Annotated in this window: 22 protein-coding genes; 8 read left to right on the top strand and 14 right to left on the bottom strand. The window is 43.3% G+C overall.

What is annotated here, in order from left to right; translation table 11 throughout:
- Window positions 1-102 precede the first annotated feature (102 nt).
- The 3 genes from H7844_10895 to H7844_10885 form a co-directional block, all read right to left on the bottom strand.
- Window positions 103-1497: a hypothetical protein gene (locus H7844_10895; GenBank protein ID MEO5357791.1), complete on the bottom strand. Its 1395-nt coding sequence runs from the start codon at window positions 1495-1497 to the stop codon at window positions 103-105.
- A gap of 173 nt (window positions 1498-1670) precedes the next feature.
- Complete coding sequence (locus tag H7844_10890; GenBank protein ID MEO5357790.1) at window positions 1671-2264, bottom strand: hypothetical protein; 594 nt, start codon at window positions 2262-2264, stop codon at window positions 1671-1673.
- A complete protein-coding gene (locus H7844_10885; protein MEO5357789.1) occupies window positions 2261-2647 on the bottom strand; it encodes a hypothetical protein in 387 nt (128 codons plus the stop codon). The genes H7844_10890 and H7844_10885 overlap by 4 nt, the downstream gene beginning before the upstream one ends.
- 209 nt (window positions 2648-2856) lie before the next feature.
- On the opposite strand from H7844_10885, the gene H7844_10880 reads away from it, so the two are divergent.
- From H7844_10880 to H7844_10860, 5 genes are all read left to right on the top strand, one after another.
- Window positions 2857-3060 (top strand): hypothetical protein, encoded by a 204-nt coding sequence (locus tag H7844_10880; protein MEO5357788.1) that lies wholly within the window; start codon window positions 2857-2859, stop codon window positions 3058-3060.
- 182 nt (window positions 3061-3242) lie between these two features.
- Window positions 3243-4010, top strand: coding sequence for a ParA family protein (locus H7844_10875; protein MEO5357787.1), 768 nt, complete (start codon window positions 3243-3245; stop codon window positions 4008-4010).
- On the top strand, window positions 3995-4672 hold the full coding sequence (locus tag H7844_10870; protein MEO5357786.1) for a hypothetical protein: 678 nt from the start codon (window positions 3995-3997) through the stop codon (window positions 4670-4672). Before H7844_10875 ends, H7844_10870 begins: the two co-directional genes overlap by 16 nt.
- Before the next feature lie 20 nt (window positions 4673-4692).
- Window positions 4693-5619, top strand: a complete 927-nt coding sequence (locus H7844_10865; GenBank protein MEO5357785.1) for an RluA family pseudouridine synthase — start codon at window positions 4693-4695, stop codon at window positions 5617-5619.
- 58 nt (window positions 5620-5677) lie between these two features.
- Window positions 5678-7393: a DUF262 domain-containing HNH endonuclease family protein gene (locus tag H7844_10860; protein MEO5357784.1), complete on the top strand. Its 1716-nt coding sequence runs from the start codon at window positions 5678-5680 to the stop codon at window positions 7391-7393.
- Window positions 7394-7427: 34 nt separating this feature from the next.
- On the opposite strand, the gene H7844_10855 is transcribed toward H7844_10860, so the two are convergent.
- From H7844_10855 to H7844_10835, 5 genes are read right to left on the bottom strand one after another with little or no spacing between them, the layout of a single operon-like run.
- Window positions 7428-8489 carry an AI-2E family transporter gene (locus tag H7844_10855; protein ID MEO5357783.1) on the bottom strand — a complete coding sequence of 354 codons (1062 nt, stop codon included), beginning with the start codon at window positions 8487-8489 and terminating at the stop codon, window positions 7428-7430.
- Window positions 8490-8493: 4 nt separating this feature from the next.
- Complete coding sequence (locus tag H7844_10850) at window positions 8494-10089, bottom strand: D-aminoacylase (protein ID MEO5357782.1); 1596 nt, start codon at window positions 10087-10089, stop codon at window positions 8494-8496.
- A gap of 14 nt (window positions 10090-10103) precedes the next feature.
- A complete protein-coding gene (locus H7844_10845) occupies window positions 10104-10709 on the bottom strand; it encodes an energy-coupling factor transporter transmembrane protein EcfT (protein MEO5357781.1) in 606 nt (201 codons plus the stop codon).
- Between the two features lies 1 nt (window position 10710).
- Window positions 10711-12321, bottom strand: coding sequence for an N-acetylmuramoyl-L-alanine amidase (locus H7844_10840; GenBank protein MEO5357780.1), 1611 nt, complete (start codon window positions 12319-12321; stop codon window positions 10711-10713).
- Window positions 12322-12323: 2 nt separating this feature from the next.
- Window positions 12324-12545 carry a NifU family protein gene (locus H7844_10835; GenBank protein MEO5357779.1) on the bottom strand — a complete coding sequence of 74 codons (222 nt, stop codon included), beginning with the start codon at window positions 12543-12545 and terminating at the stop codon, window positions 12324-12326.
- 299 nt (window positions 12546-12844) lie between these two features.
- Here H7844_10835 and H7844_10830 point away from each other — a divergent pair, with 299 nt between their 5' ends.
- From H7844_10830 to H7844_10820, 3 genes are all read left to right on the top strand, one after another.
- Window positions 12845-14095, top strand: a complete 1251-nt coding sequence (locus H7844_10830; GenBank protein MEO5357778.1) for a DUF3391 domain-containing protein — start codon at window positions 12845-12847, stop codon at window positions 14093-14095.
- Window positions 14096-14261: 166 nt separating this feature from the next.
- The gene (locus H7844_10825; GenBank protein ID MEO5357777.1) at window positions 14262-14462 is read left to right on the top strand and encodes a type II toxin-antitoxin system HicB family antitoxin; all 201 of its coding nucleotides are present in this window, start codon (window positions 14262-14264) and stop codon (window positions 14460-14462) included.
- Entirely contained in the window at window positions 14455-14667 is a 213-nt protein-coding gene (locus tag H7844_10820; protein MEO5357776.1) for a type II toxin-antitoxin system HicA family toxin, read from the top strand. The genes H7844_10825 and H7844_10820 overlap by 8 nt, the downstream gene beginning before the upstream one ends.
- A gap of 101 nt (window positions 14668-14768) precedes the next feature.
- On the opposite strand, the gene purN is transcribed toward H7844_10820, so the two are convergent.
- From purN to H7844_10790, 6 genes are all read right to left on the bottom strand, one after another.
- On the bottom strand, window positions 14769-15410 hold the full coding sequence (purN, locus tag H7844_10815) for a phosphoribosylglycinamide formyltransferase (protein MEO5357775.1): 642 nt from the start codon (window positions 15408-15410) through the stop codon (window positions 14769-14771).
- The gene (gene rsmI, locus H7844_10810; protein ID MEO5357774.1) at window positions 15407-16240 is read right to left on the bottom strand and encodes a 16S rRNA (cytidine(1402)-2'-O)-methyltransferase; all 834 of its coding nucleotides are present in this window, start codon (window positions 16238-16240) and stop codon (window positions 15407-15409) included. Before rsmI ends, purN begins: the two co-directional genes overlap by 4 nt.
- 22 nt (window positions 16241-16262) lie before the next feature.
- Window positions 16263-16736, bottom strand: a complete 474-nt coding sequence (locus H7844_10805; GenBank protein MEO5357773.1) for a hypothetical protein — start codon at window positions 16734-16736, stop codon at window positions 16263-16265.
- On the bottom strand, window positions 16687-17085 hold the full coding sequence (locus tag H7844_10800; protein ID MEO5357772.1) for a hypothetical protein: 399 nt from the start codon (window positions 17083-17085) through the stop codon (window positions 16687-16689). The genes H7844_10805 and H7844_10800 overlap by 50 nt, the downstream gene beginning before the upstream one ends.
- Window positions 17086-17151: 66 nt before the next feature.
- Complete coding sequence (locus H7844_10795; GenBank protein MEO5357771.1) at window positions 17152-18906, bottom strand: NAD+ synthase; 1755 nt, start codon at window positions 18904-18906, stop codon at window positions 17152-17154.
- A gap of 146 nt (window positions 18907-19052) precedes the next feature.
- A partial coding sequence (locus tag H7844_10790) for a hypothetical protein (protein MEO5357770.1) occupies window positions 19053-19484 on the bottom strand: 432 nt, incomplete at its 5' end.

Raw genomic sequence — 19484 nt, 5'->3', positions numbered from 1 at the left:
AAACGGGGGTCGAGGGGAATCATTCCCCTTGCAAGCAGGGGTTTAAGGGGAAGGACGGAGTCCGTCCCCTTATTAATTTCCCTTTTTGATTGCTGCTTTGTTCTACTCCACGTATAACTCCATACAAACTCCGTTTTCCGAATATGCCTGGGTGCCTGCCGGCACTACCTCTTTAACCCACAGGGCTGCCTTTGACGGGTGTGTTTTAAATTGAAGGGTGTCGTTTGTTGCCCACGTGCCGCTCCAGGCATTAGAGGGTACTGAAAAGTACTTCTTGCCGACGTTTGCATTATTTGGCGTAAACGTACTGTTTATGCTGCCGCTGCCTACACTTCCGGTGTATGTTCCCGAGCACGTAAAGGCTGTGGAGGAGGTGAAAGTAAAAGTCCAGGTATCTTCAATCGTTCCCTCGTTATCGAGAGTCACCTTGGTTTCATCAAATGCACCGGAGCCGCTTATTGATTTATTATCGAGAGATGTTTTTATATCCCCCGGAGAAAGCGCCACGGCACAGTACGTGCCCGATGTGCTATAACTGTTAGCTGTCTGTTCTTTGGTTTTAACTGTAAGCACATTTGCGCCCCAGCTCCAGCTCTGCTCAGTATAATTCATGGTTACTGATGTGCCGTTGTCCGGTGCCGTCGAAAATGTTAACGACAATGCCCCGGCATTTGTGATACTCCCTGAGCTTATATATGTCCCCGTGATAGTCCCTGAGCTATTGGCGGTGGCCGTGTACTGCACAGAGCCGACATAATACTTTATCTGTACGGTAGATTGCTTAACAGGGGTATGAGTCGCCGTGTTGGTAAACACAGTTGTTGAACCATCACCGGTGCCAACGACTTCATCTGTATAGCTGTTATTTTGAGATGTTACATACTCAAGATTACCGTTGCTGTTGTAACTAAAAACTTTACTGCCGCCCAGGTATGTGCCATAGGGGTACATGTCCTCATCCTCGGAGCTTGACGGTGTTTGTTTTATCCACTTGGAGCCGTTGTAATAGACGGAGTCAAAGGCTTTAACACCTGAGTCCATTGTCTGAGAGGTTAAAAAGTGGCTGTTTATCACGATTACCTGATTGTTGTCAATATAGAAATCGTTATTTTCAAATAGTATAGAAATCTGACTGTCACCGGCGGTTATGGCTGAGTTAAGAGCCCCTCCCCCTGCCCAGTTGTAGGTGGAGTCCAGGTCGTTTTGTGTGTCGGTTTGAGTACCTGCCGCTATATAAAATCTGTCTCCGGCCGGTGAGGGGAAAATTAAGTAAGAAAGTACAGAGGCCGCCGTCTCTCCACTGCTGTTTTTGTTCCACAAAAACAGTTTTCTGTACCTGGTTTTTCCGTTAATCCGCTCCGGTCTTGTCACACGAGGAAACAGGTTGTGCTTTAACCGGTTTGTTATGCTGCTGTATCCGGCACGTCCCCCATTGCCCGATGTGTCGGTTACAGTTGCCGATTTAACGTATGATATGTCACTTCTTGTTACGCTCATTTATCCCTCCTGATACTAAGCCGCATTCTATCGCCTAACTTTGTTGGCATCGTCAAAAGCTCCTCACCGTACTAAAAGTACGCCTACGTCTCTTTCTCCTTGCCGCCTCGTTATCCTTCAGACTGCAACTTAGTATGATCTGTCATTCCCAACTTGATTGGGAATCCAGCCTTTTATTTATTTGTTGTCATTATATTTTCCAAACTCAAAGAACCCTTACCGCAGCCTCCGCAACCCTTTTTTGCTGCCGGAGGTCTTCCCTCAAACTCCCTTATCGGTACACCGTAAAATCCTCGCGGCATCCCAATAAAAGTCTTCTTTTCAATGTTGAAAATGCTTGAGAGCGACACCGGATGAAGTTCTGCAACGCCGGGGGCCGCCGGCCCCAATACGCCGGGGGTCGCTGACCCCTCAAATAATATTTGAAGCGCTATTACCGGTTTAAAATTGACATCATCATTATAAACTATGCTTATTGTTGCCATACGTCTTGCATCATAGTACTCAAGCACACCGATAGCATTTATTTCTGTATCTATCGGCATAAGCTGCAATCTCTGGCGTGGCGGAAATAGCGCATCCCCTATGCTGAGCATTTCAGAAAATGGAAATGGCCCTTCTTTAAAACAAAAGGATATGCTCTCAACCACATCTGTTAATACACCCTCTGTTTCCTTTCTTACGATAGTTACCTGTGCAGCTTTATGCGTGTCATAATAGGTGATTACTTTGCTTTCGTCATCATTATTCGTTTTTTGTTTCCTCATTCCTGCTCAACCTCCATAAGCTTAATCGTACCGTAGAAGTAGTCATAGTCATCATAGCCGGACATGTTTGTAACAGGCGTGAAGTCCAAAACAGGGGCATCTTCCTGACGAAACCGCACAGTATAGGTATCATTGTTAAATTGCAGCTCATAAGTCTCCCCTGAGGCGCCCGCCATAGCAACAAGGGTTCTTAAATCCTCATAAGTGATCCAGCCGTAATCAGTATCACCGGTTAAGTCTATACTACGTCCTGTTACCTCACCTCCGTAGATGACCAATCCTCCGCTTAGAGTTTTCTCAACAGTCTCAGACACCCCTGACCATTCAAAGCGGTTTGGCCATGTAAGATCGTTTGATAGAACAACATCACCTAATTTTATCATTGATATTAAACCTCTCTTATTATGTTTATACAATTATCAACATTTATGATTCGTTTTTATGTAAAATCTGATAAAACCATGAAGCAGTAAATGAAAATTCATGAAATAATTTTATTGCCGGAGTAAATTAAAGTTTTAGATGTAATGTGCCGATACAACAACTAAGTGCTTTTAATGAGATTTACAATTGAACAAGGGGGTATAGCGCAATGGAGATAAGCGGAGGGAATAATTTAGGTTCACTGGATACACAGCAAGGGGTACTGATGGCTAAAAAGGCATTAGATCAGATGAAAATTCAGGGGGAAATGGCCATAAAATTAGTGCAAAGTGCCGGAGAGGCAGGGCAAAGCGGAGCACAAAGCCCACAGAATCCGGCAGGTACCGGTACAAGGATTGATTTAAGCGTTTAGCGATAAGCCGGTTTCCGTATATTACTGCAATATAGCCTCCTCACTGGGCAAACAGGCAATAAAACACCTAAGGGCCGGGACAGACACTGCTCCGGCCTGATGTTTTCGTGTTGTTGACACCTTGCCGCAATTTTTGTTAGATTATATATACTGTGTAAATATATGCAGGGGGAGAGTGTATTTTGGTAACAATATGCCTTGCCAACCATAAGGGTGGTACAGGGAAGACGTCATTGTGTATAAATCTGGGGACTTATTTTGCAAGGAAAAAGCTGAAGGTCCTCCTTGTTGATATGGACCCGCAGGGGCACGTTGCCCCGGGCATAGGTGTAGATGTGGGATATAATGACCGTTCAATGGCGGATATTCTCTCATTTCAGGAAGACATTGCAACCGTAATACAGAGGACACCGATAAAGAATCTCGATATTGCTCCTGCCAACATACGGTTAAGCCTTGTCAATGAGACACTCTACAATTCTTTTAAACGGGAACGCCGTCTTATGAAATCCATGGAATCCCTTTACAAAAACAAAACCTACAACCTGATTATTATAGACTGCCCGCCATCACTGGGGCCTCTTGTTGAAAACACCCTGATGGTGGTGGATTATTGCCTTATTCCGTGTGAGCCCTCAAGCCGCTCCATAGACGGGCTGGCCGATTTTATACTAAAAATGAAAGAGGTACGGGAAGGTGCTCTTGACGATAACTGGAACATAGTGTTATCAAGAGTAAAGAAGGCGGCAAGGCTGACAAATGAGGTTATAGAGGAAAAACTCTCAGATTATAAGGATAGGATATTGAAAACAAAAATATATGAGCGGGAATCAATCAATCAGGCTCAGATAGCCGGAATTCCGGTATTTGATTTTCCACGCGGAGCACAGGCCTCAGAGAATTTCACTAAATTTGGGAAGGAAGTTTCAATTCAGTGCCGAATAAAATAAAAGAGCTCATGATCGAAGGCAGTTCACGCCTTAAAAAACAAAAGAAAAAAACAGAACATTTTAAAGCTGCAAAATCCGGCGGGAAAAAGCCGGAGGTTTTTTCAGATGCGCCCGCTAAAAAAGAACCACTCAGTAGTAAAAGTCTCACCGGTGAAAATGCAGACACGGTCAAAAAGGCTGTTACTGAGGAAAATGAGGAACTGCCGGTAAATGTGATTACTGATTCTGCAAGTTTGGATGAACTGAATGATTTTTTCCGTTACACTAAACCGGATGAGCCTCTGGTAACAGATTTTATTTCCGCCGCAGAGCAGGAGCACTCTGATGAGTTTATAGCAAGAAACATAACTCCTCAGATGAGGGAAAGCCTTGATTTTATCCTGAAATCAAATATAAGCCTTGAGTGTCTTAAAGTTATCGAACAGATATCCAGTGAGAACAAAAACTTTGTTCCTTTTTTAAAAAAAATGGACAAGTACGGCCTTACCAAAATTTGTGAAATAACAGATGATGATGATTATGTAATAACTACAAAAATGAGAATAATCGCACTTTTAAATAAAATAAGTAAAAACGAAATAATCCACAAACTCCTAAGAAGAACCGGAGCCCTCATAGAAGCCCTGAAACGGCTGAAAGAACTTCTCTTTGTCAATATGTAAAGTGGTTGCATTTAAGTTCAATGCAGTATAACTTCACAATCGATGCGGGGGATACAGGACGCAGGGTTGATCTTTTTTTAGTAGAGAAAACAGGGCTGACCCGCTCAAAAATCAGTAAACTTACCTCACAGGAGGCTGTCAGAGTAAACGGGGCAGCGGTAAAGTGTGGATACCGGTTGATGGCTGCGGAGTGTGTGACGGTTATCGATGAGGAGTGCGCAGAATGTGACAAGCTGACTGCTGAAGAGACAGATATAAAAATTCTTTGGCAGGATGCTTATCTCGTTGTAGTGGACAAACCGCCTGGTATGCCTATGTATCCCGGGGCCGGGCACAGTGGCGGGACGCTTATGAATGCTCTTGCAGCAGGGGTTCAGAGCCGGGCAACGGTGGGTGCTCCACTTAGGCCCGGCGTGGTGCACAGGATAGATAAGGACACCTCAGGGCTGGTTGTCGTTGCTCTGGATGACCCCACATATTACATCCTGGTGGAGCAATTTAAAAACAAAGAAGTCAAGCGTTCCTATAAGGCTTTGATTTATGGCAAATTCAAGGAAAATTCCGGTGTTGTGACACTCCCTGTGGGGCGCTCAACAACAGACAGAAAGAAGATGTCAACAAAGTCGAGGTGGCCTAAGGAGGCGGTAACAAACTGGAAAGTTCTGCGGGAATTTGCAGGGGCTACACTTATAGAGGCACGTCTTCAGACCGGAAGAACGCACCAGATTCGGGTACACTTTTCAGCACTGGGGCATCCGGTTATGGGAGACGGCTGTTACGGCAAAAAGGACTCTATTGAGATACGAGGGGTAAGAGTTAAGATACCACGGCAGATGCTTCACGCAGCAGAGCTTGGGTTTATTCACCCTGCCACGGGTAAACTGCTTGAGTTTGAAAGTGAAGTACCAGAGGATATGGCCGGGATACTGGACTTGCTTGGGAGGTGAGTTTAAAATGTTACGGTTTGAAATTTAAAAAATTTTTACCGTATAATTAGAGATAAAGATGGCGATAACTAATTTTAATACATCAAACCAGACGTTTCGGAAACTAATGGGAAACGGGCTCAGCTATAGCGTGCCGATGTTTCAGAGGGACTATTCATGGACGGAAGTGGAGTGGGATGATCTGTGGCAGGATATAGTGGGAATGATAGAACCAGGAGGGGAGCAAGGCCACTACATGGGCTACCTTGTGCTACAATCTGAGGATGAAAGAAACTACAACATAATAGACGGCCAGCAACGGATGACCACATTGAGCTTAATTGTTCTGGCAGTGCTCAATAATCTAAAGAAACTCATTAATAAAAATATCAATGCCGATGATAATGGCCGCAGAATTGAGGAATTAAGAAAAACCTATATTGGATACTTAGACCCTGTAACACTGGTTGCGAAATCTAAATTGAAACTCAATCGCCACAATGATACGTTTTATCAAACCTATCTTGTGCCTCTTGATAAAATGCCAAGACGTGGCATAAAGACATCTGAACATTTACTTCGTAAAGGTTTCGAGTGGTTTGACAAACAAATTAGCGACCGGTTCGACAAGATTATAGACGGTGCAGAACTTGCCCGTTTTATAGATGTAATAGCAGACCGTCTTTTTTTTACAGTCATTTCAGTAAATGATGAGTTAAATGCGTTCAAAGTTTTTGAAACACTAAATGCACGAGGTGTGCGTTTATCTGCTACCGATTTGCTGAAAAACTATCTTTTTTCAGTGGTTTTCAATGCTGGCAGCCATGACAACGAAATGAAGAGCATGGAAGATCGTTGGGAGATTATTACAGAAAAACTTGGTAGCGAAAGCATTCCAGACTTTCTCCGGACTTTCTGGAACAGCCATAACCCCCTAACCCGCCATTCAGAACTTTTTAAAACTATTAGAAAAAGCGTCAACAATAAAGCGGATGCATTCAATTTAGTACGAGCAATGGATCAGAAATCAGATGTTTACATTGCCCTAAGTGATCCAAACAATTCCATATGGACAGAGCAGCAAAGCCGATATATTAACCTGCTGAGAATGTTTAATATCAAACAGCCCTATTCCCTGCTGTTAGCCTCAAAAGAAGTTTTAAACGATGATGAGTTTACCGGAGTTCTCAGAGCGTGCGTGATAGCCTCATTTCGTTATAATGTAATAGGCAACCTTGCCGCTAATGAACAGGAACGAGTGTATAATGCTATGGCGGAAAAGATTGCAAAAGGACAGTTGCAAAACATTAACGACATTATCCGCTCGCTGCGCTCCGTTTACCCTTCAGACGAGCAATTTATAGCGGCTTTTTCAGAAAAACAATTTCGCACGACAAACTCCCGAAATCTGCAGGTAATTCGCTACATCCTGTTTCAAATTGAGCAGCACGTCTCAAACATTGCTTATGATTACAACAGCGATAAGTATAACATCGAGCATGTTCTTCCTCAAAATCCTGAGGCAAACTGGCCTGATTTCAACGACAAGCAAGTTGACAGTTACCTCTACAGGATTGGTAATATGACTATTTTGGCAGCAGGGTCAAATCGTGATCTCGGCAATAAATCATACCAACAAAAGAGGATAACCTACGAGCAGAGCGAATTTGAAATTACCAAAGGAATTGCTTCAGAGCATCAACAGTGGTCGCCTGAACGCATAATTTCCCGGCAAAAATGGCTTGCAAAGCAGGCAACGGCAATTTGGCGGATTGAAGAGCTATCCCACAGGTAGTGTACAGAGTTATCCCAAGTTGCAGTGGAGGCTTCTACCCCGACTGTGCGGACTCTTCCCTTTCCTCTTCCATTGTTCTGAAAATTTCAACAAGTGACACAAACAGCACAAGCACAAGCGGGCCCATAATTATTCCAACCATTCCAAAAACCTTTAGCCCGCCGATAACAGTAAAAAACACAATCAAAAATGGTACATTCGTCCTACCGCTCACTATCACAGGTCTTACAATGTTGTCAATCATACTAATGCCAAATACACCCGCAAGCAAAAGTATAAACCCGGCAGTGTAAGAGCCGTCTATGAAAAGTACAATATCCACCGCTCCCCACACTACTACCGCACCGCCCGGGATAAATGACATTAACACCGTAAATGCCCCTAGCAACACAGGGGCCTTAACACCAAGAAAATAAAAAACAAACCCTGCAACAAGCCCCTGGGAAAATGACACAGCCACGCCGCCGTATATGGCCGATATCACCATGTCCTTTATTTCCTTTGCCAGCTTTGCCCTGTGGTTTTCAGAAAAAGGCAGCAGCTTCATCAGCTTATTTATAAATTTCTGCCCGTCTATGAAAAAGAAAAATAACGTAAATACCATTATTATAAAATTCAAAATACCAATAAAAACATTCTTAACCCCATAGGTCAGATGCGGCATTATATTCTGTCCTATCCGTACTACGTTTTCATTAATCAGGGTTTTAATATCTAAATCACCGTTAGGGGGCTTTGCATGTAAATGACTCAGAAACCATGTCACAGCCCTGTAGGAAAATATGCGGGTTATGCTCTCGTAGTTAGTTTCGTTCAGATACTCAATAAGATGTTTAACTTCTTTTCCCATAAGCATAAACATGTAAAAAAACGGGCCTGCTATTATAAACACAATTATAAAAAGTGTTATCAGTGACGCCCCGGCTCTCCACTTAACAAATCTGCCGATTAGTAAAAAAAGCGGATAAAAAACTATTCCCAGCACCAGTGCCCAGGCAATGGCGGTAAGAAACGGCTCCATTATCTGGTAGCTCAAAAACCCAAAAACTAAAATCAGAGTAACAAGGGAAACTATGTAAAATCTGTTTGCCGGCACAAGGTTATAATATCATACCTGCCCTCTTTCCTGTAAAGACACCGTCTTTGACCGCCATCTCGCCGTTGACAAACACATAAGCAATTCCCGAGGGCGGTGTGTGCGGCGACTCATACGTAGCACCATCTTGTATTTCTTCAAGAGAGAAAACTACTAAATCGGCATATGCCCCCTCTTTGATAATCCCGCGTCCGGGAAGGTTGAACGTCCTTGCAGGCAGCAACGTCATCTTTCTTATTCCGTCCTCAAGCGGCATCAGAGCCTCATCCAAAACATACTTTTTAATGTATCTGGGGAAACTCCCAAAACCCCTTGGATGGGGCTTTCCCCCTCCGGTACTATCCAGTGATTTTAACGAGCTGTCTGAGCCGACCATACAGTTGGGAAGCTTAAGTATCTCCCTTAAGTTGTCCTCACTTAACGAAAAATATATCGCATCCACCTTTAACTGTTCCTCTATAAGGAGTGCTATAGTGAAATCAAGCGGTTGTTCCTGTTTTGACCGGGAAAGTTCCCCGATTGTCTTTCCTTCCATGTATTTGTTTTTTTCACTCTTTACGGAAGATACCATGACACTGTCCCAGTAAGACACATCAGATATCTGAGGGGATAAATCATCTCTTAAACGCTCTATATGCTGCCGGTTTTTAAGTCTTTTCAGTTCCGCCTCATCCCCGCCCTCATAAATCCATGGTGAAAGCACAGCATCCAGTGAAGTCTGAGAGGCGCTGTAGGGATAGCGGTCACAGGTGACTTTCAACCCTGCACTATTTGCCTTTCTTACAGTTGAGACAACCTCCCTGATTTTATGCCAATTGCGTTTTCCTGCGGTTTTAAGATGCGAGATGTGGATTTTTATCCCGGTGCGCCTTCCCACTTCAAGGGTTTCCTCTATTGACTCAACAACTCTGTCACCCTCGCTTCTCATGTGTGAGGTATAAACTATGTCTTTTAACCCGGAGCGTTTTATAATTTCGATAATCTCCCTGTTTTCAGAAAAAGCCCCTGGAAGGTAAATAAGCCCGGTTGACATCCCGCGGCTTCCAAAGGCGACCTGTTCTTTTAAACTTAGTGCCATAAGGTTAAGGTCATGGTCTTGTGGTTGACGGTTTTCATAACCCATCACGGAGGCCCTTATGTTACCATGCCCGGTAAGTGTGGCAAGATTAAGGCCGCGGGTAATCCCGGAAAGGGCAATATCATACTGAGCTTTAGTCTCCCAGCGTTTCTCTATCCCATTGGATACAAACTCTTTCTCCAGTTGCTTCTTAGCATCATTTAAAATAGGGGTGGCGGAAAAACCGCAGTTGCCGTTTACCTCTGTTGTGACACCCTGCAGGAGCTTGGACTGTGCTTCAGGGCAATGAAAAATACTGAAGTCCGAGTGGCTGTGGACGTCAATGAAACCTGGAGTCAGCACAAGATTTTCCGCCTCTATTGTGCTTACCCCGTTATCTGTAAAACTATCTGATATAAATGTTATCTTACCGTTTTCAACTCCAACTGACGCCTTAACGGCGGCAGCCCCCGTGCCGTCATAAACAACTGCATTTTTAATCACAAAACGGTCCATAGCCTTTCGTGTTTCCTCACTTTTCATTGTTGGTGAAATCCCTAAAGGGCTTTTGTGTCTCTGAAGATTCTCTCCGGTGTTGTTATAATCAGGATTAGTGTTGGAAGCAATAACGAGGCAGCCACACGGGTTTTATCCATCAGGCCGCCGTTTGTATTATGGCTGTTTTTTTCCTTAAATGATTTGACAAGGTGGTTTTTCAAAAGCGGTACCGCCTGCAGGGTAAGAGCCAGGATTTCCATAAAGTCATCAACAGGGATTTTAAGTTTCCTAAGCGGCAACAGTACTTTACACAATGTCTGCTGCAGTTGCACAGGTGTTACATAAATCATAAATAACTTAGCCCCGAATATCAGAAGAAACAGCCGTGAGGTTCTCAGGGCTGCAAGCTTAAGCCCCTCATCAGATATGTATATTCCTATAAAAGACGCCACAACACGGCCATCCGAAAACAGTGCATTACTAAGAAACGTTGCAGCAAGGAACAACCCTATCGGCAAAGCACCGGCTCTGATACTTTTTTGCCGGTGAAGCACACAGACTACAGCGGCAATTGCTGTTAACAGTGTAAAAACCATGAGGCCGGAAAATATAAAAAGGAACACTGTAAATGACAAATATAAAAAGAGTTTAAGAGAAGTGTTCATTTTAGTTATATCTCTTTTTGTTGAAGTTTATCTTTGCAAACTCAGGCGCTCCCGGCAGTGAGGTCAAATACTTGTTTATTCCGGCAGCCACGGATGCAGCTATTTCCTTTTTGTACTGGCCGGTTTTTAAGCGCTTTTCATCTTCTGAGTTTGTAAGGTATGAAATCTCAACAAGAGCTGAGGGCATGTTGGCCCCGACAAGCACATAAAACAACGCCTGCCGCACTCCGTTGTCCACAATATCCTTATGCTTTTTCTTCAGTTGCAAGTACATGGTTTTCTGTATGTAGTGGGCAAGCCTGAGGGACTCATCGCGTTTAGTTTCACGTGCCAGGGAGGCTAGGATAAGGCCCAGCTCGGATTGTACTTCCTTCATCCTTTTTACAGATATGGCGTTTTCACGTGCCGCTACTTTCATAGCCTCATCACTATTGGAAAAATTAAGAAAGTACGTTTCCAGACCGCGAACATTGGGCGAGTTGTTTGCATTACCATGGAGTGAGACAAACAAGTCAGCATTTTTACCATTAGCTATAGCGGCTCTTTCATCAAGGGATATGAAGGTATCGTCGTCACGTGTAAGGTAAACATCGTATAAATATTTATCTTTTAAAATGGCTGCCACCAGTTGCGATACCTCTAACACCACATCCTTTTCTTTAAGGCCGGTTAAACCTATTGCACCTGTGTCATGCCCTCCGTGTCCTGGATCTATTACTATCTTTTTACGGGCAAATAACTCACTCTCCACCTTTTTCTCTATCTCCCGCACTATTATATCGCCGTCTTTACCCTTGTGCCCCTTATCCTTTCCGGCTGTCTTTGATTTATCCTTATCCTGGTGTTTATTTCCAGCAGTCTTGTCTTTATTGCTGTCTTTGCGCCTCTCCACCACCTTTGCCTTCTCTTCCGCTTTGGCCTTTTCTTCAGCCTTTGCCTTTTCCTCGGCTTTTGCTTTCTCTTCCGCTTTAGCCTTTTCCTCAGCCTTTGCCTTTTCTTCCTCTTTAGCTTTTTCCTCAGCTTTTGCTTTCTCTTCCGCTTTAGCCTTTTCCTCGGCTTTTGCTTTCTCTTCCGCTTTAGCCTTTTCCTCAACCTTTGCCTTTTCTTCCTCTTTTGCTTTTTCCTCAGCTTTGGCTTTTTCCTTAATTAACTGCTGATTTTTCTCTTCACTGTCTGGTTTTGACTCAGCCGTCGGCGGTTCGGTTTTTTCAGTGGAAGCAAATATGTCAACTACTATTCTGTTTGGGTCAGTTAATATAAACGTCCTGTGGGTTCCATAGTTGTCAAGATCAAAGACGATTCTTACCGTGGTTGGCGCAAACTGCCCTATTCGAACCTTCCTCAGGACGGTGTTAAATACATCTTTAGATTTTGTTGATGATGCTCTTACGACGGCCTCCTGGAGGTCAAAATAAATCTTCTTAGACTCAGGTATTGCTCCCTCTTTAAAAACAGGATTGCCGGTAAGGTCTATAACTATACGAGTGTAGTCTTTTGAGGAAAAAACCCTGATATCTTTAATTTCATTTTTAACCTTAGCAGATGCTTCAGTAAGAAACTGTACCAACAGTAAACAAATAATAATTAATGGTACGACCTTTAAATGCCGCATCCTCAAATAGCCTTTACCCCTTTTAATCCCTGTAGTCCCTCTAAAAGTGTTTTTTCGACCCAGTTTTTCATGGTTAACCCCGACATAGGACAGCTTTCACATGTGCCGGTTAACCGCACATACAGTACCCCGTCCTTTTCGTTTATCACCTCAATGTCGCCGCCCTCCGGTTTTAGCCCCAGCCGTACTTTCTCTATAACTTTCTCAATGACATCTTTGTCCATTTTCATTCCTCTACACTCTATTTTAACACAAAACCCATCATCAGGCAACTATTCCCTTATCGGCCGGCTGCGGGGTTTTCTTTATTATAACAGGTTTCGTTGCATTCAATCCCTTGATTGCCTCTGTCCTCTATTTTATCAAAATTAAAACTAATTTTAAATATATAATATATACGTTATTTACGGAGGTTTTGATATACTATACCGGCTGGATAAACATAAAGCGGATTTTAAACATACGATTGAGAAGGGAAATTACAAACAGGCTCATTTTTTCTAATAAAAGGTTGGCTGTTTAATTGATAAAAAGAATATCCGTGGAAGACTTGACATTGGGAATGTATCTTGAGAGATGTGATACATCATGGGAGAGAACTCCATTTGTAAAAAACCGGTTTGAAATAACCACACTGAAGCAAATTGAGAAAATTAAATATGCTAAAATTGATTTTGTGTTTATAGACACAGATAAAGGCCTTGACATTATCAAAGGTAATGAAACAGCAGTAGCTGCAACAAAGCTATCTAAAAATGAGGTTGATTTAACTTTGGCAGAAGAGCCGGAGTCAGTAGATGAGTCTAAAGTTGAGGAGTACCTTAAAAAGAAGGAAGAACTATTCCAGGTCGAACTAACAAGTATCTTTCCAGGTAGTTATGTGAATTTCACTGTTTTTGGTAAATCCGGCATGGATATAAAACCTGTAATTGAGTATATAGGTAAGGATGTCCAGATAAATGAAAACAGTTTTAAGGGTTTCAGGGAACTAATGATAAAGTGTGATGACATCCCCAGATACCGTACTTATATTCAGGGGGCGGTGACAGCACATGGGAGTACCCTGCATTTAAAAAATATGGCAGTAAAAGAAAATGCCAAAATGTGTGTTAAAGAGCTTTTTGTTAATCCTCGAAACGCTAAGGTTTTGAAAGAAACAAGGGATACAATTGTTGACATTATATCAGCAATATCTGAGAGCAAGGGGTTAATATCAAATCTGCTTACTATCAGCAAACAAGATTTCTATACATACTCACACTCTGTCAACGTAGGGGTAACGTCACTGGCTGTTGCCCTATCTTCAGGGATAACCGCAGAGAGCAAACTGTTTGCCATCGGAATGGGATGCCTGCTTCACGACATAGGTAAAGCAACCATCCCGCGGGGAATTGTGACAAAACCCGATCATAAGTTGACTTCTTTTGAGCTGAGAATTTTTAAAGAGCATGTGTTGGAGGGATATAATATAATAAAACTCTATAAAGGAATACCTGCGGAAGTGTCATATCCCCTTTTAGAGCACCATGAGAAACTCTCTGGAACCGGTTACCCCAACAGGCTTACCGGTGATAAAATGCACACATCAGGAACAATAGCATCAATAACTGATTTCTATGATATTTTAACAACGTCACAACCAGGGATAAATAAGGGTATAAGTCCTTCTGAGGCTTTTTCTCAAATCCGCTCTATGAGTAATGATTATGATAGAGATATTTTAGAGGAGTTAATTAAAATCTGGGGCTTATTTAATGTATCATCTGAGACTTAGCTGCATTAAGAAGTAAACACAGGCGGCTGGGAGAAAGCTGCACCTCCCCTTACAGGGATTCCCCTTTAAGGGAGAGTACGCCACGGAGCTTTCGACGAAGCCAAGGAAGTTAGACAATTGAATGCAACTTGATATAAGGGAAGGGATAAACACGGGAGGGATTGATATGAGATATAAAGTGGGGCTAAAACAGACTGACGAAGGTTATTCCGTATGGGTGCCCGGTTTGCCGGGATGTTGGTCGCAGGGAGCAACTGAGAATGAGGCTCTGGAAAATATAAAAGACGCCATAGAAGCATATCTTGAGACGGTTGATGAGTTGAGTAAAGACAAAGAAACCCGTTATGTAGAAATAACGTATGCCTAAATTGTCAGGCATCAACCACCGGCGTGCAGTAAAAGTTTTCGAGAAATCAGGTTTCTGGATTGTGAGGCAGAGCAAACACATAACAATGACAAATGGTAAAAGGATTATTACCATACCACGAGCTGATCCGATTAATGCTTTTACAATGGCGGGAATCATAAATGATGCCGGTCTTACTATTGAAAAATTCAAAGACTTATTTTAATACCGAGTTGCAGTCAGAAGTAAACGCAGGCGTACTTCTTCAGTACGTTAAGGAGCTTTTGACAAAGCCAACGAAGTTAGACGGTTGAATGCAACTTGGTATCAGACCGGATGTTGTAAGCATTCTGTATTGCGTGTCTCACCGGCTATTTTAACAACTCCGCCTTCAATAGAAACAGCGCCCTCTGCAAAAAGTTTAATTGCCCGCGGGTATATCTCGTGTTCTGCGTTAAGAATACGCTCAGATAAACTGTCCTCTGTATCATCGGAAAACACGGGCACCGCCGCCTGTATTATCACAGGGCCCGTATCCAGCCCCTCATCCACAAAATGGACGCTGCAGCCGGATATTTTCACCCCATGTTGAAGTGCCTGTCTCTGGGCATGGAGCCCTTTAAAGGCCGGCAAAAGGGAGGGATGAATATTCATAATCCTCATCGGAAAGGCATCTAAAAGGGGTTTACCCACAAGTCTCATGAAGCCGGCTAAAACAACAAGATTCACTCCCGTAATTTTAAGCTCAGAAACTATCTTTTTATAATAATCGTCTTTTGTGGGAAAGTCTTTTTCTAAAAGCACAATTGCGGGGATGCCGTGTGCCTTAGCCCTTTTAATTGCAAAAGCATCGGCATTATTTGTAAGCAGACACTCAAGCGAGACATTCAGACCACCGTTTTCAACAGCCTCTATTATGGATTGAAAATTTGAACCTCGCCCTGAGGCCAACACTCCTAATCTTATCATATACTCCCTGCTGCGGATTCGATACTTTCCTTATATAACAGTTTCTTGCTTATTCCGGTTGCTGCGGAGACCTCCTCTACCGCCTCTTTTCTCTTTGCTCCGGCACTGATAAGCTCCTTAACCTCTCTGAGAGCATCCTCAAACGAAACACTGACAGGTTCAATGCCTGCAACAACGGCAACATATTCACCTGCTATTTTCCGCTCCTTAATTTCCTCAAGCACCTCGGCAACCGTACCCCTGATGGTTTCCTCATACATCTTTGTTATCTCTCTGGAAAGGGACATTTCCCTGTTACCCAAGACGTCAAGTAAATCATCAAGAAACTCTAAAATCCTGTGCGGCGCCTCGTAAAACACTATCGTGTGCTCAATGCCCCTGAGCTGCTCCAGCTGCTTCTTTCTGTGTGTGGGTTTGCTTGAGAGAAAACCGGCAAATGTGAATCTGACTGTGGGCAGTCCCGATATGGAAAGAGCCGCCGTGTGGGCGGTTGCCCCAGGTATAGGTATTACGCTTATCCCGGCTGCTATAGCGTCTCTGACAAGAACCTCCCCCGGGTCGGATATCCCCGGAGTGCCGGCATCGGTGACAAGAGCTGCGCTAAACCCGTCGTTTAATTTATCTATCACCTCCTGAGACCGTACTCGCTCCTTTTCCCTGTAGTAGCTGATCATCGGCTTTGAAATCTCAAAGTGGTTTAAGAGCTTTATCGTGCGTCTTGTGTCCTCTACCGCTATAATATCCACCTCTTTTAATACTCTGAGAGCTCTCAGGGTAATATCTTCCAGGTTTCCTATCGGAGTGGAGACCACATAAAGGTAACCTTTCATTTTATAATCTTACCATTTGATACTACTTGTTTGCATAGTGTTCTTTGAGTTTAGAAAGCCACAGGATATGTTTTTTCTCCTCGGCTATTACCTCATCGATGATGTTTTTTTCAACAATGGCATCTCTGAGAGCATGGAAAAAAAGGAGAGTTTCCTTTTCAAACCCCATAGCAAGCAGCAGTGCGCCCATAGGTTCAGTTGCATTACGCATGTGCAGCATTGCCTTGTCTTTGCCAAGGAAAAAAGCCGACTCAACATAGGCCCGCATATACTCTGAGACCTCCTGCCAGTGCTCAGGCTCGGAGTGTCCCAGCTTTTCCCTCAATGCCGTAAAAGTCACTATGTGTGATTTCTCAGCCTCTGCAAGGCGTGTAAAAAGTTCGTTGAATTCCTTATCGTTTTTAAATTTCCCTGCCAGCTCCGTGTAGTATGAGTTGCCCAGCATCTCAGTCCTCACTGCCATCTCCAGTACTTCTCTTATCGAGTAACTTTCCATCTCTGCCTCCCTTTGCCGATTCTTCAGGAAACGCTCTTCGCATCTCCCTGTCCAGTTTTATTATATCCTTTATGTCATCTCCGCTGAATTCCCAGCTGTAGTAACCCTTAGCGTCCTTTTTTACCTTTATGTGAGTGGGTTTCCTCTGTGGCGGTATGGCAGCCAGTTGAGAGTCCTTTTTAAGTTCAAATGCAGCACTCTGTACTGTGATATTTTCAGATATTACCTTTGTTTCCTTTGGCACCTCAGTACTCTTGTTGTCGGAATTAACCGCTGCAACACCACCGCCTTTACTGCAAGAGGCAAAGGTCGTCAAAAAACCGAGTAAAAATAAAATTAATAATCTCACTTTAATTAGCCCTTAATCTCACTTTAATTGCCCGTGGCCGTTGACCAATAGTTGACTCCCAGTGCCTTAATCACCTGGAGCCGCCGACTCCCCCCTGTAACCGTTAGTGATGGGGAAACGCCTGTCTTTACCAAATGCCCGTCCGGTTATCTTAACCCCCGGGGGTGACTGTCTCCTCTTGTACTCACTTCTGTCTATAAGGTTGATTGCCCTGCTTACTGAATCGGCCTCCATACCAAGCGCTATCATCTCCTCGTAACTCATATCATTTTCTATATATGCCTCTATGATGGGGTCAAGTATTTCATAGGGCGGCAGGCTGTCTGTGTCTTTTTGGCCGGGTCTCAGTTCTGCAGTAGGGGCTTTGGTTAGCACTGTTTCAGGGATGACTTTCGATTTGCCGTTTCTCCATTTACATAACCGATATACCAGCACTTTAGGTACATCTTTAATGACGGCAAATCCGCCTGCCATATCCCCATACAGGGTGGCGTAGCCCATGGACATTTCGGACTTATTACCGGTTGTCAAAACCATGCAGCCAAACTTGTTTGAAAAAGCCATAAGCAGATTGCCTCGTACTCGTGCCTGTAAGTTTTCCTCGGTAATATCTCTGAGTTTGTCTTTAAAAAAACTCTCCAACTCAGCCATGTATGAGTTAAATATGCCGTTTATAGGAATCTCGCTAACCCTTATATCAAGCCTCCGCCTCAGCTCATAGACATCCTGCCTTGACTCATCGGAGGTAAACATTGAGGGCATAAAGATTCCCCTTACCTGTTCCTTACCAAGTGAATCAACTGCAACCGCCGCCACTAAAGAAGAATCCACCCCGCCGCTTAATCCTATTACTACAGATTTAAAACCGTTTTTCAGCACATAGTCACGTGTGCCTGTAACGAGGGCGCTATAGACCTCTTCTTCAATATCGGTCTGTTGTGTAAGCCGCTGTTTTTTAGGCAGAGCAGGTTTTGAATCCTCAGGTGCACCGGATATAAAAACATTTCTGATTTCGACGTCATTTCCTCTGTCTGAAAAAGTGTTTTTCCGTCTATTTCCGGGGCTCTGGAGTCTTAAAAGAAAGACGCTTTCCACATCGAGATCAGCTATAATTAAATCTTCTGAAAATACCGGTCCCATAGTTAGTATGTCCCCTGAGGGGCCGACGATGAGGCTTCTGCCGTCAAAGACCAGCTCATCCTGCCCCCCAACCATGTTTAGATATGCCACAATTGAGCGGCAGTCAAAGGCACGGGTTTTAAGCATCGCCTCTTTCATTCTAAACTTATTAAGGCCATACGGTGAGGCGTTTATATTGATTAAGACTTCAGCCCCGTTTAGTGCCGCTATGTAGGGTGGGCCGTCGGGGTACCATATATCCTCACATATGCTGAGCCCCACCTTACAACCTGCAATTTCATAAATCGGAACCTTATGCCCCTGTTTAAAGTACCGCAGCTCGTCAAACACTCCATAATTGGGCAGATAGAGTTTATGATAGATGTCGCATAGGTTGTAGTTATAAAAGACAGCGGCTGAATTATAGATGTCCTCCTTCATATCAACGAAACCAACTATTACGGTTATTCCCTGAGTGTGTTTTTGGATTTCTTGAAGTGCCTTTACATTATCTCTTATGAAGGCAGGCTTTAGAAGTAAATCCTCCGGGGGGTAGCCGGTTACAGAGAGCTCAGGGAAAGCAACAATATCGGCGGAGAGGGTCTTTGACCTCTCTATATAGTCAATGAGTTTTTCCGTATTACCTTTTATATCACCGACTTTTGGGTTAATCTGGGCAAGTGCCAGCCTCAGCGTTTTCATACGCTAATTATACATTATCGCAGGCTAATTTTGCATGATGGATAAAGGTTTTGTAGAAAGGAGGATGGACTTTCTTTAATACCAAGCAGCCTTCAATCGTCTGACTTTGTTGGCGTCGTCACAAGTATAACGCCATCCCTCATTATTTACACACTCTTTGTCAAAAACTCATTCAACTCATCCACCGAACCGGCTTTCTTGATAAAGTTTTTAAAATCTTCTAATTTGTCTATAGTACTTATAGCCTTAACTATATTCATCAACTCAAGTCCGGCTAAACCAAATTTGAGTTCAAGTCCTAACTCAATACCTTCAAGCAATCCAGCCGTTTTACCTCTCAGTTCACCTTCAAGTAACCCATCACGCTTACCTTTTTGTTCACCTTCAAGTAACCCCTCTTCCCTACCTAACTCTTTACCATCTAAATAAAGTTCATCTTTTGTTATGTCTATAGTTACCGGCATCTTCTTAACCTCCCTTTTAACCGTTTTTGTCAACCCTCTTAATCTTGATAGGGTTAATAATTTTAGAATGTAGTCTTCTCTTTCATCAGGTGGTAATTCGTATAATTTTGCAAG

This window comes from Nitrospirae bacterium YQR-1 (genome assembly GCA_039908095.1).
GTDB lineage: Bacteria > Nitrospirota > Thermodesulfovibrionia > Thermodesulfovibrionales > Magnetobacteriaceae > Magnetomonas.
Note: the sequence above shows the minus strand (reverse complement) of the source record. Positions and strands in the feature narration are given on the sequence as shown.

Excerpts from the sequence above, each read along its gene's own strand:
- H7844_10895 (MEO5357791.1), bottom strand. The coding sequence starts at position 1,497 with ATGAGCGTAACAAGAAGTGACATATCATACGTTAAATCGGCAACTGTA.
- H7844_10890 (MEO5357790.1), bottom strand. The coding sequence starts at position 2,264 with ATGAGGAAACAAAAAACGAATAATGATGACGAAAGCAAAGTAATCACC.
- H7844_10885 (MEO5357789.1), bottom strand. The coding sequence starts at position 2,647 with ATGATAAAATTAGGTGATGTTGTTCTATCAAACGATCTTACATGGCCA.
- H7844_10880 (MEO5357788.1), top strand. The coding sequence starts at position 2,857 with ATGGAGATAAGCGGAGGGAATAATTTAGGTTCACTGGATACACAGCAA.
- H7844_10865 (MEO5357785.1), top strand. The coding sequence starts at position 4,693 with ATGCAGTATAACTTCACAATCGATGCGGGGGATACAGGACGCAGGGTT.
- H7844_10860 (MEO5357784.1), top strand. The coding sequence starts at position 5,678 with ATGGCGATAACTAATTTTAATACATCAAACCAGACGTTTCGGAAACTA.
- H7844_10850 (MEO5357782.1), bottom strand. The coding sequence starts at position 10,089 with ATGAAAAGTGAGGAAACACGAAAGGCTATGGACCGTTTTGTGATTAAA.
- H7844_10845 (MEO5357781.1), bottom strand. The coding sequence starts at position 10,709 with ATGAACACTTCTCTTAAACTCTTTTTATATTTGTCATTTACAGTGTTC.
- H7844_10840 (MEO5357780.1), bottom strand. The coding sequence starts at position 12,321 with ATGCGGCATTTAAAGGTCGTACCATTAATTATTATTTGTTTACTGTTG.
- H7844_10835 (MEO5357779.1), bottom strand. The coding sequence starts at position 12,545 with ATGGACAAAGATGTCATTGAGAAAGTTATAGAGAAAGTACGGCTGGGG.
- H7844_10825 (MEO5357777.1), top strand. The coding sequence starts at position 14,262 with ATGAGATATAAAGTGGGGCTAAAACAGACTGACGAAGGTTATTCCGTA.
- H7844_10820 (MEO5357776.1), top strand. The coding sequence starts at position 14,455 with ATGCCTAAATTGTCAGGCATCAACCACCGGCGTGCAGTAAAAGTTTTC.
- purN (MEO5357775.1), bottom strand. The coding sequence starts at position 15,410 with ATGATAAGATTAGGAGTGTTGGCCTCAGGGCGAGGTTCAAATTTTCAA.
- rsmI (MEO5357774.1), bottom strand. The coding sequence starts at position 16,240 with ATGAAAGGTTACCTTTATGTGGTCTCCACTCCGATAGGAAACCTGGAA.
- H7844_10805 (MEO5357773.1), bottom strand. The coding sequence starts at position 16,736 with ATGGAAAGTTACTCGATAAGAGAAGTACTGGAGATGGCAGTGAGGACT.
- H7844_10795 (MEO5357771.1), bottom strand. The coding sequence starts at position 18,906 with ATGAAAACGCTGAGGCTGGCACTTGCCCAGATTAACCCAAAAGTCGGT.